At 56.4% G+C, this 15,785-nt stretch carries 10 protein-coding genes; 8 read left to right on the top strand and 2 right to left on the bottom strand.

Going from position 1 to position 15,785, the window contains the following annotated elements; genetic code table 11:
• The first annotated feature begins 75 nt into the window (after positions 1-75).
• The 5 genes from gyrB to CO583_RS01300 all read left to right on the top strand — a co-directional run bounded on the left by gyrB (position 76) and on the right by CO583_RS01300 (position 9,334).
• On the top strand, positions 76-2,523 hold the full coding sequence (gene gyrB, locus CO583_RS01320) for a DNA topoisomerase (ATP-hydrolyzing) subunit B (protein ID WP_081563161.1): 2,448 nt from the start codon (positions 76-78) through the stop codon (positions 2,521-2,523).
• Positions 2,513-3,418 (top strand): hypothetical protein, encoded by a 906-nt coding sequence (locus CO583_RS01315; RefSeq protein ID WP_052349059.1) that lies wholly within the window; start codon positions 2,513-2,515, stop codon positions 3,416-3,418. The genes gyrB and CO583_RS01315 overlap by 11 nt, the downstream gene beginning before the upstream one ends.
• Before the next feature lie 46 nt (positions 3,419-3,464).
• A complete protein-coding gene (gene glmU, locus CO583_RS01310) occupies positions 3,465-4,796 on the top strand; it encodes a bifunctional UDP-N-acetylglucosamine diphosphorylase/glucosamine-1-phosphate N-acetyltransferase GlmU (protein ID WP_248630483.1) in 1,332 nt (443 codons plus the stop codon).
• Positions 4,796-6,619 carry a glutamine--fructose-6-phosphate transaminase (isomerizing) gene (gene glmS / locus CO583_RS01305; RefSeq protein ID WP_248630484.1) on the top strand — a complete coding sequence of 608 codons (1,824 nt, stop codon included), beginning with the start codon at positions 4,796-4,798 and terminating at the stop codon, positions 6,617-6,619. Before glmU ends, glmS begins: the two co-directional genes overlap by 1 nt.
• Before the next feature lie 129 nt (positions 6,620-6,748).
• A complete protein-coding gene (locus tag CO583_RS01300) occupies positions 6,749-9,334 on the top strand; it encodes a cation:proton antiporter (RefSeq protein ID WP_086431402.1) in 2,586 nt (861 codons plus the stop codon).
• A 5-nt stretch (positions 9,335-9,339) separates the two neighbouring features.
• Here CO583_RS01300 and CO583_RS01295 read toward each other — a convergent pair whose 3' ends face one another.
• Together CO583_RS01295 and alr are read right to left on the bottom strand one after the other, a co-directional pair.
• Positions 9,340-10,734: a peptide MFS transporter gene (locus CO583_RS01295; protein ID WP_249102969.1), complete on the bottom strand. Its 1,395-nt coding sequence runs from the start codon at positions 10,732-10,734 to the stop codon at positions 9,340-9,342.
• Positions 10,735-11,033: 299 nt separating this feature from the next.
• Positions 11,034-12,119, bottom strand: coding sequence for an alanine racemase (gene alr / locus CO583_RS01290; RefSeq protein WP_248630486.1), 1,086 nt, complete (start codon positions 12,117-12,119; stop codon positions 11,034-11,036).
• A gap of 362 nt (positions 12,120-12,481) precedes the next feature.
• Here alr and CO583_RS01285 point away from each other — a divergent pair, with 362 nt between their 5' ends.
• The 3 genes from CO583_RS01285 (at position 12,482) to spt (ending at position 15,762) form a co-directional block, all read left to right on the top strand.
• Complete coding sequence (locus CO583_RS01285; RefSeq protein ID WP_249102965.1) at positions 12,482-14,230, top strand: fatty acyl-AMP ligase; 1,749 nt, start codon at positions 12,482-12,484, stop codon at positions 14,228-14,230.
• Between the two features lie 81 nt (positions 14,231-14,311).
• Complete coding sequence (locus CO583_RS01280) at positions 14,312-14,566, top strand: acyl carrier protein (RefSeq protein ID WP_043561221.1); 255 nt, start codon at positions 14,312-14,314, stop codon at positions 14,564-14,566.
• Positions 14,563-15,762 (top strand): serine palmitoyltransferase, encoded by a 1,200-nt coding sequence (gene spt / locus CO583_RS01275; RefSeq protein ID WP_081563168.1) that lies wholly within the window; start codon positions 14,563-14,565, stop codon positions 15,760-15,762. Before CO583_RS01280 ends, spt begins: the two co-directional genes overlap by 4 nt.
• Positions 15,763-15,785 lie beyond the last annotated feature (23 nt).

Below are 15,785 nucleotides of genomic sequence, written 5' to 3'. Positions count from 1 at the left end.
AGCACTGGTCAGGAAAGGCTTCTGACAGTATATTCACTCATCAAAGCTCTCAGCCAACCGGAGTAATGCGCAGGCATGTCAGAATCCCATAACCAGCCGGAAATTCAGTCTTCCGATCATGAGGAATATGGCGCCTCTTCCATCTCCGTCCTGCGGGGGCTGGATGCTGTCCGCAAGCGGCCTGGCATGTATATCGGGGATACGGATGATGGCTCCGGCCTGCATCACATGGTCTTCGAGATCATTGATAATGCCGTTGATGAGGTACAGGCAGGTTTCGCCTCCTACTGCATTCTCACTCTGAATGGGGACGGCTCTGTCACAGTCCGGGATAACGGGCGTGGTATCCCGACAGACCTGCACGAGGAAGAGGGGATCAGTGCGGCTGAAGTCGTGCTGACCAAGCTGCATGCCGGGGGCAAATTCAATCAGAATTCCTACAAGGTTTCCGGCGGTCTGCACGGTGTGGGGGCTGCGGTTGTCAATGCTCTCTCCGAGACCATGGATGTACGCATCTGGCGACAGGGCAAGGAACATGCCATTCATTTCCGGCACGGTGAGCGTGTAGCTCCCTTGGCCGTCATCGGTGATTCGGACGAAGAAAACGGGACGGAAGTCACCTTCAAGCCGAGTGCGGAGACATTCTCCAAAACTGAATTCGAATTCAGTATCTTGGAGCGCCGTGTCCGTGAGCTGGCCTTCCTGAATTCGGGTATGAAGATCATCCTGCGTGATGAGCGTCACAGTGAGCCACGGGAGGTTGTCTTCCACTATGAAGGGGGGCTGACAGCGTTCGTCAAATGGCTCAACAGCTCCAAGACGCCACTGATCGACCCTCCCATCACCGGGGAGCTGCAGGATGAAACATCTGGCATCAAGGTGGAATTTGCTCTCTGCTGGAATGACAGCTTCCACGAGACCATGCTGTGCTTCACCAACAACATTCCCCAACGTGATGGCGGCACCCATCTGGCCGGTTTCAGGCAGGCCCTGACGAGGGCCGTCGGGAAATATGCCTCTCTGCTGGGCAACAAGAAAGAAACCAGCAATCTCACAGGTGAGGATATGCGGGAGGGGCTCTCCGCCGTTCTTTCCGTCAAGGTTCCCGATCCTAAATTCTCATCCCAGACAAAGGACAAGCTGGTTTCTTCCGAAGTTCAGCCTGTCGTGCACACCATCGCCGCCGACATGATCGGCCACTGGTTCGAGACGCATCCCAAGGAAGCCCGCATCATCATTGCCAAGATTGCTGATGCCGCCAGTGCGAGAGAGGCCGCCCGCCGTGCCCGGGAACTGACACGGCGCAAAGGCGTTCTGGATGTCTCATCCCTGCCGGGCAAACTGGCCGACTGCCAGGAACGCAACCCGGAAGGGGCAGAACTCTTCATTGTGGAGGGGGATTCTGCCGGCGGAACAGCAAAACAGGGACGGGACCGCCGTTTCCAGGCCATTCTGCCCTTGCGTGGCAAAATTCTCAACATTGAGCGTGCCCGCTTCGACCGGATGCTTGGCTCTGCCGAAATTGGCACCCTCATCACAGCCTTGGGCACGGGGATCGGTCATGGTCCAGCCGAGCAGGGGGGCTTCAATATTGACAAGCTCCGTTACCACAAGATTGTCATCATGACGGACGCTGACGTGGATGGCTCCCACATCCGCACCCTGCTTCTGACCTTCTTCTTCCGGCAGATGCCCCAACTCATCGAAAACGGCCATCTCTACATTGCCCAACCGCCGCTCTTCCGTGCCAAACGTGGACAAGAGGAACGCTACCTCAAGGATGAACCTGCACTGGACAGCTACCTGCTGGACAAGGCCCTGAGCAATGCATCCCTGACCTGCCATGACGGAACCGTACTGGACGGTGCGGAACTCCGTGACGTGATTGACCGTTGCAGCCGACTGGCACAGGACATGCGGGCACTTTCAGCCCGTGTCCCGCTCTGGATCATGGAGCAGGCGGCTGTCAGCGGGCTCATCAACCCTGATGCAGCGATCCGACAGAAAGCAGTCGATGGCTTCCTGGCCAGACTGGAAGCAGCATCTCCCGAAAATGAGCGGGGCTGGGAAGTTGAGGCCGACAGCCAAGGCGTCACCTGCCGTCGTTTTCTCCGTGGTGTGGGAGAACGCTACACGTTTGAAGCCACACTGCTTCGCTCCAGTGAAGCACGCCGTCTTCTCGCGCAGTCCCAGTGGCTTGCTGAATTCTTCAGCAGGCCCGTGACATTGCAGCTTGACCAGAAGAATTTCGAATTTTCTGGCCCAGGCATGATGATGGAACAGATACTGGCCCAGGGGCGCCGTGGTCTGGCCATCAACCGCTTCAAGGGCCTGGGCGAAATGAATGATGAGCAGCTCTGGCACACCACGCTGGACCCGGCCACCCGGACCCTCCTGCAAGTGCAGGTTGGCGATGTCGAAGAAGCGGGGCAGGTTTTCTCCACCCTCATGGGGGATGTTGTCGAACCCCGTCGTGAGTTCATCGTGGATAACGCACTGAAGGTTGCCAATCTTGACGTCTGACACGCTTTCAATCCGCCGCTCCATCACTGGCCGCCTGCTGGCGGGCCTGACACTGGCTTCTTCCTGTCTGCTGGCCCCGGGGGCTCTGGCAGAGCAGGCAGACGCGCCTGCACCGGCACCCTCACTGAAAAGCGCAGCCGACACCCTGCCTGCCGCACAGAACATACATCTCCGGTACGGTGTTTTCATTCATGGGTATCGTGCCTTGGGCGCTGATGCAGATTATGTCCTGCAACCTTGGGGCTACGGAGTGGAGACGCATCTTTATACCGTTGGTCTCGCCAGCTGGTTTTTGACACTGAATCTGCTGAGCAGTGCCCAGGGGCACTTCAACGGAGATAATGTTGCGCCGGTTTCCTTCAGCAACAGTGGATTTGCCCATGGCGAGGAAGAAAAAGCTCACATTGATTTTGATCTGACTGGCCCGCATGTGGCCGTCTTCCTGCCAGTAGACAAACAGCGGGAGCCATTGCCCGCTGCAGAGCTGAAGCAGTCTGTCGACATGCTCAGTTTTCTTGTTGCGCTGACACACCGGATGACGCTGAAACAGGACTGCACTTTCAGCAGACCTGTTTTCGACGGTATCCGTCTGTCCTATCTGGATGTTCATGGCCCCAGCCAGACGACCCTTCCCAAGGATCATGGGTCCTATTTTCGGGGGGACGCCCTGAAATGTGATTTCACGGGACGGCAGATTGGTGGTTTTTCCATCGGCACACGCTTCAAGGCCGCCCAGTCCAGTCCTCACAAAGGAACCGTCTGGTTTGTCCATGATCCTCAGGGCGGGTTCGTTCCAGCACGCATCGAATTCGATCACTACAAGATGGGGCAGATTCTTGTCGTTCTACAGGCAGCACCAAAAGTCTCTGCTGTCACACACACCCAGACCCGCTGAGCCTTCCCCTCATGCACCTGTCTTCATTCCATGGGAGGCCTGATCTATGAGTTCCATGACTACTGCCATCATTCTGGCTGCCGGTATGGGAACACGCATGAAGTCCCGGTATCCCAAGGCCATGCAGCGTCTGGGAAACCGCCCCATGATCTGGCATCTGATCGAAACAGCCCGGCAGGTCGTGGACCGCATTGTGGTCGTCATCGGCCCGGGAATGGATGATCTGGCCCGGCAGGTATCTCCCCACACAACTGTCATCCAGCATGAACGTCTGGGCACGGGACACGCCGCAAAAACAGGCGTGGATGGATTGGAAGAGGGACGGGCTGTCATACTTTATGCTGATAACCCACTCCTGACAGCCGATACCATGCAGCGCCTGCTGGATGCCCAGGGAGAACAGGAGAACGGACTGTCCCTGTTGGGAATGCGCCCTGCTGTGCCCGGGCATTATGGGCGGATTGTGACAGGCCCCGATGGGCAGGTGGAACGGATCGTCGAGTTCAAGGATGCTTCCGACGCCGAAAGGCGCATTACACTCTGCAATGCAGGCATGATGTGTGCTGAGGTTGCGCAGCTGAAAGACTGGTTGAGCCGCATCACCCCCGAAAATGCCCAGAACGAGTATTATCTGACGGATATCGTCGCTCTCGCAGCCCGGCAAGGACGAGTAAGCTGCGTCGAGGGGACGGAGGACGAGCTGGCCGGCATCAACTCCCGGGCCGAGCTGGCAGAGGCCGAAGCACGGCTCCAACAGCGTCTGCGCCAGAAAGCATTGCAACAGGGCGCCACCCTAATTGATCCATCCAGCGTCTTTTTCGACCCTGATACCATCATTTCTGCCGATGTGGTGATCGAACCCAACGTGTTCATTGGGCCTGGCGTCACTCTCGAAGAAGGTTGCGTAATCCGTGCCTTTTCACATCTGGAAGGATGTGTTGTGAAGCAGGGCGTCGTGATTGGCCCTTATGCCCGGCTGCGTCCTGGCACTGTCTGCCATGAAGGCAGCCACGTCGGCAATTTCGTGGAACTCAAAAACACGACTCTGGGGGCCGGAAGCAAGGCAAATCATCTCAGCTATCTGGGGGACAGCCAGATAGGTGCGGGGAGCAATGTTGGCGCTGGCAGCATAACCTGCAATTATGATGGCGTCTTCAAACACGGAACCGTTATTGGGGAAGGCTGCTTCATAGGGTCCAATACCATCATGGTGGCCCCCATCCAGATTGGCGATGATGCCATGACAGCGGCAGGCAGTGTCATCACGCAGGACGTTCCCGCCGAGGCCCTTGCATTCGGGCGGACACGGCAGGACAATAAGGCAGGCAAGGGGAAGGCTCTCCAGCAGGCACTGCGGAAGAAGAAGGAACAGGGCTGATGTGTGGTATTTGTGGCGTCGTCGGACACCGTCCTGCTACTCCGATCGTATTTGAAGGGCTCCGTCGGCTGGAATATCGCGGTTATGATTCTTCCGGCATTGCGACCGTGGAGCATGGTCGGCTCGCACGTTGCCGGGCTGCCGGAAAGCTGGATAATCTGGCCAAGGCTCTGGAGGAAACACCCCTTTCCGGTACCACAGGTATTGGCCATACCCGTTGGGCAACCCACGGAGCACCAACCACCAACAATGCCCACCCGCACAGGGTCGGAAAAGTGGCGATTGTTCATAACGGTATCATCGAGAATTTTTCAGACCTGAAGAAAACCCTTGAAGCCGGGGGGCGTACCTTCGAGACTGAAACGGATTCAGAAGCCGTTGCCCATCTGCTGGATGAGCATATCCAGAACGGTCTGCCTCCCAAGGAAGCTGCTTTTGCAACCATCCGTCAGCTCCAGGGTGCTTATGCCATTGCCATGATCTTTGAGGGATATGACAATCTCCTCATCGGGGCCCGTCATGGCGCTCCTCTGGCTATTGGCTACGGCGAAGGGGAGATGTTCCTCGGGTCGGACAGTCTCGCCCTGGCACCGCTCTCCAGCCAGATATCCTATCTTGAAGATGGGGACTGGTGCGTGCTGACACGGGAGCATGTCGAGATTCTGGACGGGCAGGGCAGGGCTGTTGAGCGGCCGATCCAGACAGCCTCCCTGACAACAGGGCAGATTGGCAAGGATGGGTACCGGCATTTCATGGAGAAGGAACTCCATGAACATCCCGTAGCCATTGGCCAGACGCTCCAGCGCATCATCGACCCTGTCACACGCCGCATTGCTCTGCCAGATATGCCATTTGATGCCAGTACGCTGTCCCGTGCTACGATCACGGCCTGCGGTTCAGCTTTTTATGCTGGCATGGTCGGCCGCTACTGGCTTGAAGAGCTGGCCCGGCTGCCGGTTGATATTGATGTGGCCTCCGAGCTGCGCTACCGGAACCCGCCACAGCCTGACAAGGGGCTGGCACTGCTCATATCCCAGTCCGGTGAAACAGCCGATACACTCGGGGTGCTGAGGGAGCTCAAGACGGCAGGGCAGAGCATCGTCTCCATCCTGAACGTGGAACATTCCACCATGGGCCGGGAGAGTGATCTGGTTCTGGGCATGGTAGCCGGACCAGAAATATCAGTTGCCTCTACCAAGGCATTTACGGCCCAGCTTGCCGTGCTTGCTGCCCTGACCATCGATTTTGCCCGCCAGCGCAACCTGCTGGATGAAAAACGGGAACGGGAGCTGACAGACAACCTGCTGGACCTTCCATCCCATGCCATGGAAGTTCTGGGCCTGTTCGACCAGATACGCACCATGGCACGGGTGATTGCCCAGGCCAGGGACGTCCTCTATCTGGGACGTGGAATCTGCATGCCTGTTGCCCAGGAAGGGGCGCTGAAGCTCAAGGAAATCAGCTACATCCATGCAGAAGCCTATGCCGCTGGAGAGTTGAAACATGGTCCCATCAGCCTGATCGACCCCAGTGTTCCTGTCGTGGCGATCGCACCTTCCACCATCCTGTTTGACAAGACACTTTCCAACCTTCAGGAAGCCCGGGCCCGTGGGGGACGCATTCTTGTCTTTACCGATGACAAGGGGGCTGAACGGCTGAAAGGCATTGCAGAACACATGGTCATCCTGCCGGATGTCAGTGCCTTCGTGGCGCCCATCCTCTACACCATTCCGGTACAGATTCTGGCCTACGAAGTTGCCCTGCTGAAAGGTACGGACGTGGACCAGCCCCGCAATCTGGCCAAGTCCGTTACCGTGGAGTAACGACGACGCCCCGTTAATGCTTCAGAAAGGTGGAAAGCAGGTAATAACCCCCTGCAAGGCTTGCCTGACAGGGGTTTTGCGCTTACTCTCCGGGCAGCGTGATCAGAGGGTGAAAAAAGGGGATATCAGATGGAAATAGGGCTGGCAGCTGTACTTCTGACCCTGGTTTTCCTCCTTTTTCTCATCAGCTTCATTCCGCCCCTGGCCAAGAAGATCAACCTGCCTGAAACGGTCATCATTGCCGTATTGGGGATAGGGCTGGGGGCAGCGTCCTCTCTCGTCAACAATTCCATGGGGCTGGACCTGCTGGAAGGACCGGCAGGGGCTCTCCTGTCATTCCCCATCAGCAGTGAGGGCTTCCTGCTCATCTTCCTGCCACTCCTGGTCTTTCAGGGGGCCATGGGGATCAATGTCCGCAGTCTGACCCATGAAATCGCCACGGTGCTGCTGCTGGCCATCGTGGCTGTCATTGTCTCCACAGCGACTATTGGCTTTGCCCTCTATCCCTTTGCACAGCAGAGCCTCGTTGCCTGCCTCCTGCTGGGGGCCATCGTGGCCACGACAGATCCCTCTGCCGTGGCCAGCATTTTCCGTGAGATCGGCGCAGCGGCCCGCCTAAGCCGCCTTGTGGAAGGGGAAGCCCTGCTGAACGATGCAGCGGCCATTGCCATTTTCACCATCCTGGTATCGGCCATCACCGCCCATCATCAGATCAGTTTCAGTGAAGCCTGCATAGATTTTCTGACCAACTTTGCCGGAGCCGTCATCATCGGTGTGTCAGTCGCCCGACTGGCCCTCATCATGATTACTGCCATCAGCGGATTCCCCGCAGCTGAGATCACACTCTCCCTCGTGCTGCCCTATGGGGTTTACATCCTCTGTGACGATATCCTCGGGTTTTCCGGTGTGGTCGCCACGGCCTCTGCCGGTCTGACCATTTCGGCTTTTGGTCCATCCACCTTCCGTCCCCAGACGTGGCGCTTTCTCCGGGAATTGTGGGAGCAGATCGAGTTCTGGGCCAGTACGCTCGTCTTCATGCTAGCGGCCATGCTTGTCCCCCGTATGATGATCGGCATGACGAAGTGGGACCTTCTGCTGATCTTCATTGCCAGTCTGGCAGGGCTGATCGCCAGAGCAGCCGTCATCTTCGGCCTCCTTCCTCTCCTGATCCTCACCAGACTGTCGCCACCTGTTCCATTACGCTTCAAGACCACCATGGCCTGGGGTGGCCTGCGTGGCGCCATCACGCTGGCGCTGGCACTTGCTGTCAATGAAAACCCGCACATCAACGATTCCATCACCCATTTTGTCGGGATCGTAGCTACCGGATTTGTACTGACCACGCTTCTCATCAATGGCACGACGCTACGCTCTCTGGTTCTTTTCCTGAAGCTCGACAGGCTGTCCCCCATTGATGAAGCCCTGCGAAACCAGATCATCGGTATCGGTCTCAGCCATGTGGCTCAGCGTGTGGCCCATGTGTCTGATGAACTCAGTTTTGGTGCCCGGACACGGGGCGGGGTCATCAGCCGGCTTGAACAGCGTGCCGAAAAGGAAAAAGCCAGCAACAATTTTGAGACAGCACTGACCGACAAAGATCGCGTCAACATGGCCCTGCTGACCATTGCCAACCAGGAGCGGACCCTGCTGCTGGACCTTTTCCGGGTTCAGGGAATGTCCAGCCGTCGGGTGATCGAGACCCTGCTGCGCGCTACAGAGGCCATCGTGGATGCCACCCAGCTGGAGGGACGGTATGGCTACGTCAAGACACGCCGCAAGAGTCTTCAGCCTTCCTGGCGTCTCCGCCTGGCACAGATGCTGCACAGGCGCTTTCATATTGATCGCCCGCTGACCGCCTGCATGATGGAGCGTTTTGAAACGCTGATCATTTCCCATCTGGTTTCCACATCCCTGATACGCTTTGTCCGGGAACGCATGGAACCCACTCTGGGACTCCGTATTACGGAAATCGTGTCTGAAGTGCTGGGACGGCAGCGCAAACTGCTGGATGATGCCCTGGCAACACTGAGGCTGCATTATTCCGGCTATTCAGAAGCGCTGGAGGGACGTCTGTTGCGCCAGATAGCCCTCCGTCTGGAAGATGAAGAATATGCCACTCTGGCAAAGGACAACCTCATCTCGCAGGAACTGCATCGGGAGCTTCATAAGTCGATCGAACGACAGAGGAATCGGCTGGACACGCCGTTACGCTTCAACCTGCGCAGTGGCATTGAGCAGCGTCTGAGGTCTTTCCCTGCCTTCAACGGGGTTCCAGATGCAGCCCTTCATGAACTGGCGGGCCGGGTCTTCATCTGTTTCCTCTCGCCAGGGGAGATACTGATCCGCAAAGGCGAGCGCATCCGCACGATCTATGCGCAGGTGGCAGGTCTTGTAGAAACATCCACCAGCACGGAAACCCAGGAAGTCATGCTGGGAGCAGGAGACCTGATTGGCGCCAACAGCCATATTCAGGGACAGAGAGCGCATAATACGGTCCGCTCCCTGCAATTTTCCCACATGCTGGCCATTCCAAAAGCTGATTTTGACAGGCTTCTGCAAACCTTTCCCATCGTGAAGCGTCAGATCATGAAGCGGCATGACATGAGGCTGAAGGGCTCTCTCGGAGCCAACGTGGTCATTACCAGAGAAGGCAACACCATCTCTCCAGCCCATGAAGCCGGTTTCATCATTTCGCCGATCGTGGAAAAACGCTGACTTTTTCAGCCGTGGGAAGAACCTGCCAGAAACAGGCGACTGCCAATCCTGCTGGAGGCCATCAGGCCGAGCGTAGACAGGAAAGCAGCGCCTGAATGAAGCGACCAGAAAAGCGCATCAGGGATATGGTGCAGCATCCCTGCCAGCTTGCCGACCATCAGGTTTCCCAGAAAAATATGCAATGTAAAGCAGGAAATCAGTGTCGTACTGTGCCGTGCAGGTGCATAACGGGAGAAGAGGGCCATTCCGATAGGAAAAGTCATCCCGCAGCCAATGTCATTGACGGTATGGAAGGCCACACCCCACCAGAGGCTGATCTGATGAGGGGCGGGGCAGACATATTCTCCTGCGATCAGGAATAACGGCCCAGCTGTCGCAATGGCGCTACCAATGATGATCTTTGTCATGTCATGTACGGGGCGGCCACGGCGGTGATCATACCAGCGCCAGAACCACAGGACCAGAAATCCCGTAATCATGCTGATGACGCTATCCAATGAAACCAGCGTACTGACGGGACACGTAATGCCCATGACAGTCAGGCGATAATGATCACTGCCCCAGAGAAGATAACCATCCATGATTTCCTGATTGGGAAGAACTCCAAGGGCAAACAGGCCTACCAGCCAGAGCAGAAAGACAATCCGTTTCTTTTCCACCACCGTGCAACCGACTGGCCGGATATCCTTGCCAACAGCAAAGGAGGCCGTTTCTTCTGGGAGATAGCGACACCCCATGAGATAACCAGCCAGCCCCATCATCATCGCACAAGCTGTTGCCATGAAAGCCCAACGCCAGGCAATGGTTCCCAGAAAGGCGCAGAGAAGGGGAGAGATGATGGCCATGATCTGTATGCTCTGGCTGTAAAGCTGATAAGCATCAGAACGTCTACGGTCTTCCAACGTATATAGCGCTCCAACCTGCGCCTTCAGGCTGCCGGACAAAGCAACACCTGCCAAAAAGAGCCACAGGGCCAGAACAAAACAGCTTTCCGCCATCATGAGGGTAAAACTGACTGTCAGCAGACTGATGCCAATGACAGCAGAACGCGTCCGGCCAAGGCCGTGATCTGCCATGAAACTTCCCACAAATGGAGCTGCAAATATGACCGCCATGATGAGGCCCGAAAGACTCCCAGCTGTGGCGTCCAGACCACTGGGAGCGTACAGGCTATCATTGATGGACAGAAGGGACGGTAGGCCCAGAATATGCCGGGCCCGGTCTGTGTGCTGCAGGATGTCCTTCAGATACACCACCAATATGGAAAGCATCCCGTATTGGGCAAAGGAGAGCCAGCCTTCCGTCCAGAACAGAACCCACAAACCTTTGGGATGCCCAAGAAATTCAGTCTCCGGGTTTTTATATCTGGCTGGAAGGATATCAAATGATCTGTCAGTCATGGGTTGTCTTATAGCAGCGACAGAAATCTTGTGGGAGTTCCCTCCACAAAAGAAAATCGCATAATAAAGATTATGCAAACTCATATATGTTAAAACCAACCAGATAATCTAACGGCCAGCCATACATACCAGCAAATTCAACGTATCAAACATCCATGATGCCACAATCATATGACCTCACAGAGCCCCATGGCAATGTGCATCCCATGCTGCGACCATATGGTGCATTGGGCTGATCCAGCCCATACCATTACCCAGTTCTGTTCTTGGCCATCAACAGATCAGAAACTGACAGACAATTACCGGCACGAACCATTATAAAAACGATCAAACCTGTAGCCCAGAGACGTCAGCACCTCATAACCGATCGTACCCACACATTCGGCCATCGTAGCAATATCCTGCTGCGGCCCGATGAGTGTCAGCCATACACCCTCCCGGGCAACCTCATCCGGCAACTCCGTAACATCAACGGAAAGACTATCCATGGAAATCCGTCCGAGAACAGGCAGACGTCTATCTCCCCACCACAAGGCACCATCCCGGGCAAAAGAACGGAAGATGCCATCGGCATAGCCAATACCAACAGTCGCCACACGCCTGGGCCGCTCTGCACGATAGGTCAGGCCATACCCGATACTCCCCCCTGCTTCGACAGTCCTGACCTGCAATATCTGAGCCTCAAGCCCAATGGCTGGCACGAGTGGGCAGCTCTCCCCATGCGGCGGAATGCCATAAAGCGCAATACCGGGGCGAACCATCTCGAAATGATAGTCAGCTCCCAGGAAAATGCCGGAAGAAGCCGCCAATGACCGAGGCACATCAGGAAAAACTGCACTCATGGCCAGAAAACGCTGAAGCTGCTCCCTGTTGGCAGGGTCATCCGGCTGGTCAGCACAGGCCAGATGGCTCATGACGAGAACCGGCTTCAACCCTCTCAGAACCTCGGCGCGAAGGTCATCTTTCGAAACCCCGAAACGGGACATGCCCGTGTCGAACTGAAGAGCCGCCGGATGATCCCGCCCCTCCCCATGACAGAAAGCCCGCCACTGCCTTACCTGCTCCAGACTGTTCAGAACCGGGATCAGACCATGCTCCACCATCGTTTCCGGCTGCCCTGTCAGGAAGCCATGCAGCACGAAAATCCTCTTGTCCGGCAGCAGTCTCCGCAGCTGGCATCCTTCCTCCGGCTGGGCCACAAAAAAGGTCTGGACCCTGTCAGCAAGACTGGAGGCAATCTCCCGCACACCCAGCCCATAAGCATCAGCCTTGACCACAGCAGCACATTCCGCACCCCGTACGCACTCCGCCAACCACGCATGGTTCCTCCTGATAGCGGCAAGATCCACCGTCAGACGGGCACTTGTCTGCTTGCAGAAATGCATCTCTCTGGCCTCTCATTCTCATGCTGTCCAAGATCAGGCGCCCTGATCTTACAGGAAATATCTTCCTTAGAAATTATTATTTAATGATAAAATCCCATACCGTTTTTTCCCTGTTTTCCGGGCTTTTCTCCCAGTTTTCAGGAAGGAAGACAAAGCCTCCCGCCAGAGGGCAGCAATTTTGTCGGTGAAAATCATGACATATGCTTGAGGCAGAGGGGTGTTCTGTATTAGAGACAGGGCACAGCATTACTGCTCTGCGGGCGCAGAGTGGTCTTTACCCTATGAACAGGGGTCAAGTTTTTTTGATTTCGCAGGGGCCTCAGGATGTTCAGTCCGATGGTCCAAACGGAGCTAGTCCAGGTTTGACCGAGGCCAATCAGAAACCCACTCCCACACTCTCCATCACCCCGAGCCGCTCCGGCATCGAGCGCCGCTATGGAGACTTCCCCAGCTTCCCCGCTGCCCTTGACTACGCAGCACAGGGGGCCAGTGGCTTCAATATCTATTCTGGACGGGGAACCCTGCTGGAAGTCCTCCCCTACAGCAAGCTGCGACAGCAGGCCCATGCCATGGCCCGCCGCCTGCTCGGCCTGGGACTGGAGCCGGGAGACAGGGTGGCCATTGTTGCGGAAAGTGACGGTGATTTCGCCCGCATTTTCTTCGGTTGCCAGTATGCCGGTCTCGTCCCCGCCCCCCTGCCCCTCCCTGTCGCTTTTGGTGGCAAGGAAGGGTACATCGAGACACTGCGTGGCATGATCACAAGTGCGGATGCCAGAGCCGTTGTCGTCCCCAAGGTCATCGGTGACTGGACAGCCGATATCGTCGCTGGTTTTTCCCTTCTCTTTGGCGGGTCCCCGGCTGAACTGACAGCCTGTGAAGAAAAGGATATTCCGCTGCCGGAAATCAGTGAGGAGGCTCTCTCCTACCTCCAGTTTTCATCGGGCAGCACTCGCTTTCCCATGGGCATCAGTGTGACGCAGAAAGCCGGAATGGCCAATGCTCACGCCATTGCCCGTCATGGTCTCCAAGTCTATCCCAGCTCTGATGAGCGGGATGACCGTTGCGTCTCATGGCTGCCGCTTTATCATGACATGGGGCTTGTCGGTTTTTTCCTGACGCCCATGACCTGCCAGCTTTCTGTCGATCTCCTGCCCACACGGGAGTTTGCACGCCGTCCGCATATCTGGCTGGAGCTGATTGCCCGCAACAAGGCAACCATGTCCTACAGTCCTTCCTTTGGCTACGAGCTCTGCGCCCGCCGTGGCGCCCGGGAGGATATTGATCTTTCCTCATGGCGTGTGGCCGGTATCGGCGGTGACATGATCCGCCCGCACATCATCCACAATTTCGCCGAGACTTTTGCCAAACGTGGCTTTGATGAAAAGGCCTTCGTCGCCAGCTATGGCATGGCCGAAACAACTCTGGCCATCAGCTTTGCCCCGCTCAACACCGGGCTGCGTACAGATACGGTCGACCTCTCCATCATGGAACGGGAAGATTATGCGCAGCCGGCTGAGAAAGGTACCGATACGGCACGTGACTTCGTGCTGTGTGGCGTCTGCCTGCCCGGACATCAGATCGAAGTGCGTGACGGTTCCGGCAAAGCACTGAAGGAACGTCAGGTTGGCACCGTCCATGTCCGCGGCCCCAGCCTGATGAAAGGCTATTTCAACCGCCCGGACGAAACGGCAAAGGCCTTCTCCGGGGATGGGTGGCTGAATACTGGCGATATCGGCTACATGCTTGATAACCAGATCGTCATTACCGGGCGTGCCAAGGATCTCATCATCATCAATGCCCGAAACATCTGGCCGCAGGACCTGGAATGGGCCGCAGAGCATGAAGTCGACTCTCTCCGTTCCCGTGATGTCGCCGTCTTCTCGGTTGAAGATGGCCAGGGAGAGCGGGTTGTGGCGCTGGTCCAGTGTCGCTACACGGAAGAAGAACCCCGTAGCAGACTGAAAGAAGAACTGGTTGCCCTGTTCCGCCGTCTACATGGTATTGATGTGGATGTGGTACTGGTGCCGCCACGGTCTCTGCCCCAGACCTCATCGGGGAAGTTGACCCGGGCTCGTGCGAGGGCCATGTACCTCAACAAGGAATTCGCCTGAGAGCTGAAGAGGCCATTCCCAAATATGAGAAGGAAGGTCATGCTGGTCTTCCTTCTTCGCTTGGTCACAAAGGGACAAGACATGACAGACAGTGTTGCTGATATCTCTCACATGATTCTCCAGAAACTTCTGGAAAACCCGAAAGTGCCACGCGACATTTCCGAAGACAGTCGGATCGTGGAAGACTTGGCCTTCGACAGTCTCGCCGTCATGAATTTTGTGATGGAGATTGAGGATATGCTTGATGTCTCCGTCCCTCTCGACAAGCTTGCAGACATCCGTACCATAAAAGATCTCGCTTCCTGTCTGCATACCATCAAGGCAGAACAGGCATGAGCGCTGGCATTTTTGACAAATACGCCACTCTGAAGGGAAATTACGACTCCCTCATGGCTGCAAGCCCGAGGAATCCTTTTGGCGTCGTGATAGAGCGCCCTCTTTCCGCTACGGTCGGTATCATCGAGGGGCGGGAAACCCTTCTCTTCGGTACCAACAATTACCTTGGTCTCAGCCAATCCACCGCAGCACGGGACGCAGCCATCCATACGGCCAAAACCATGGGCGTGGGCACTACAGGCTCCCGCATTGCCAATGGTACGTTCGGACTGCATCAGCAGTTGGAAAAGGCTCTGACGTCCGTTTTCAGAAAAAAACACGCCATGGTGTTCTCGACAGGATACCAGGCCAATCTGGGGACGATTTCGGCCCTCGTGAACAAGGATGACATCCTTTTTCTCGATGCTGACAGTCATGCTTCCATCTATGACGGAGCCCGCCTTTCTGGGGCACAGGTCATCCGCTTCCGGCACAATGATCCGGCGGACCTGGAGAAGCGTGTCGCCAGAACAGCCAAAACGACCGGGGCCCGCCTGATCATCGCTGAAGGCATCTACTCCATGACGGGGAACATCGCTCCCCTCAAGGAGTTCGTCGAGGTCAAGAAGCGCCACAACATTCCCCTGATGGTAGATGAGGCCCATTCTTTTGGTGTGCTGGGCGAGCATGGCCGTGGCGTTGCAGAAATGCAGGGCTGTGAGGACGATATCGACTTTATCGTCGGAACGTTCTCCAAATCTCTCGGGACGGTCGGGGGATATTGCGTAACGGATCATGATGAAATTGATCTCATGCGCCTCTGCTCCCGCCCCTACATGTTCACAGCCTCGCTGCCACCTGAAATCATCGCAGCAACCCTGGCGGCCCTCGAGGAAATCCAGAACCGTCCTGATCTGCGCCAGAAACTGCAAGATAATGCAGCCCGACTGCATCAGGGATTCAAGTCTGTCGGACTGAACACGAGCAGCTTCGTCTCCCCGGTCATTGCCGTCACGCTGGAAGATATTCCGCAGGCCATTACCTTCTGGAACGCACTCCTTGATGCCGGAGTCTATGTCAATCTCTCCCTGCCTCCGGCAACGCCGGACAACAGGCCGTTGCTGCGCTGCTCTGTCATGGCGGCACATTCTGCTGCCGAAATTGACCGGGCCGTAGAGACATTCGGCACCATCGCCAAGGAACTGAAGCTGGTCTGATCCCGCCCGACAGGCCGAAGCCC

This window comes from Parasaccharibacter sp. TMW2.1882, from assembly GCF_023337635.1.
Taxonomy (GTDB): Bacteria; Pseudomonadota; Alphaproteobacteria; order Acetobacterales; family Acetobacteraceae; genus Bombella; species Bombella apis.
This window is presented reverse-complemented; position numbering and strand designations above follow the sequence as displayed.

Bases quoted from the DNA above. Each gene is read 5' to 3' on its own strand.
- gyrB (WP_081563161.1), top strand. From the start codon at position 76: ATGTCAGAATCCCATAACCAGCCGGAAATTCAGTCTTCCGATCATGAG.
- glmU (WP_248630483.1), top strand. From the start codon at position 3,465: ATGAGTTCCATGACTACTGCCATCATTCTGGCTGCCGGTATGGGAACA.
- glmS (WP_248630484.1), top strand. From the start codon at position 4,796: ATGTGTGGTATTTGTGGCGTCGTCGGACACCGTCCTGCTACTCCGATC.
- CO583_RS01300 (WP_086431402.1), top strand. From the start codon at position 6,749: ATGGAAATAGGGCTGGCAGCTGTACTTCTGACCCTGGTTTTCCTCCTT.
- CO583_RS01295 (WP_249102969.1), bottom strand. From the start codon at position 10,734: ATGACTGACAGATCATTTGATATCCTTCCAGCCAGATATAAAAACCCG.
- alr (WP_248630486.1), bottom strand. From the start codon at position 12,119: ATGCATTTCTGCAAGCAGACAAGTGCCCGTCTGACGGTGGATCTTGCC.
- CO583_RS01280 (WP_043561221.1), top strand. From the start codon at position 14,312: ATGACAGACAGTGTTGCTGATATCTCTCACATGATTCTCCAGAAACTT.
- spt (WP_081563168.1), top strand. From the start codon at position 14,563: ATGAGCGCTGGCATTTTTGACAAATACGCCACTCTGAAGGGAAATTAC.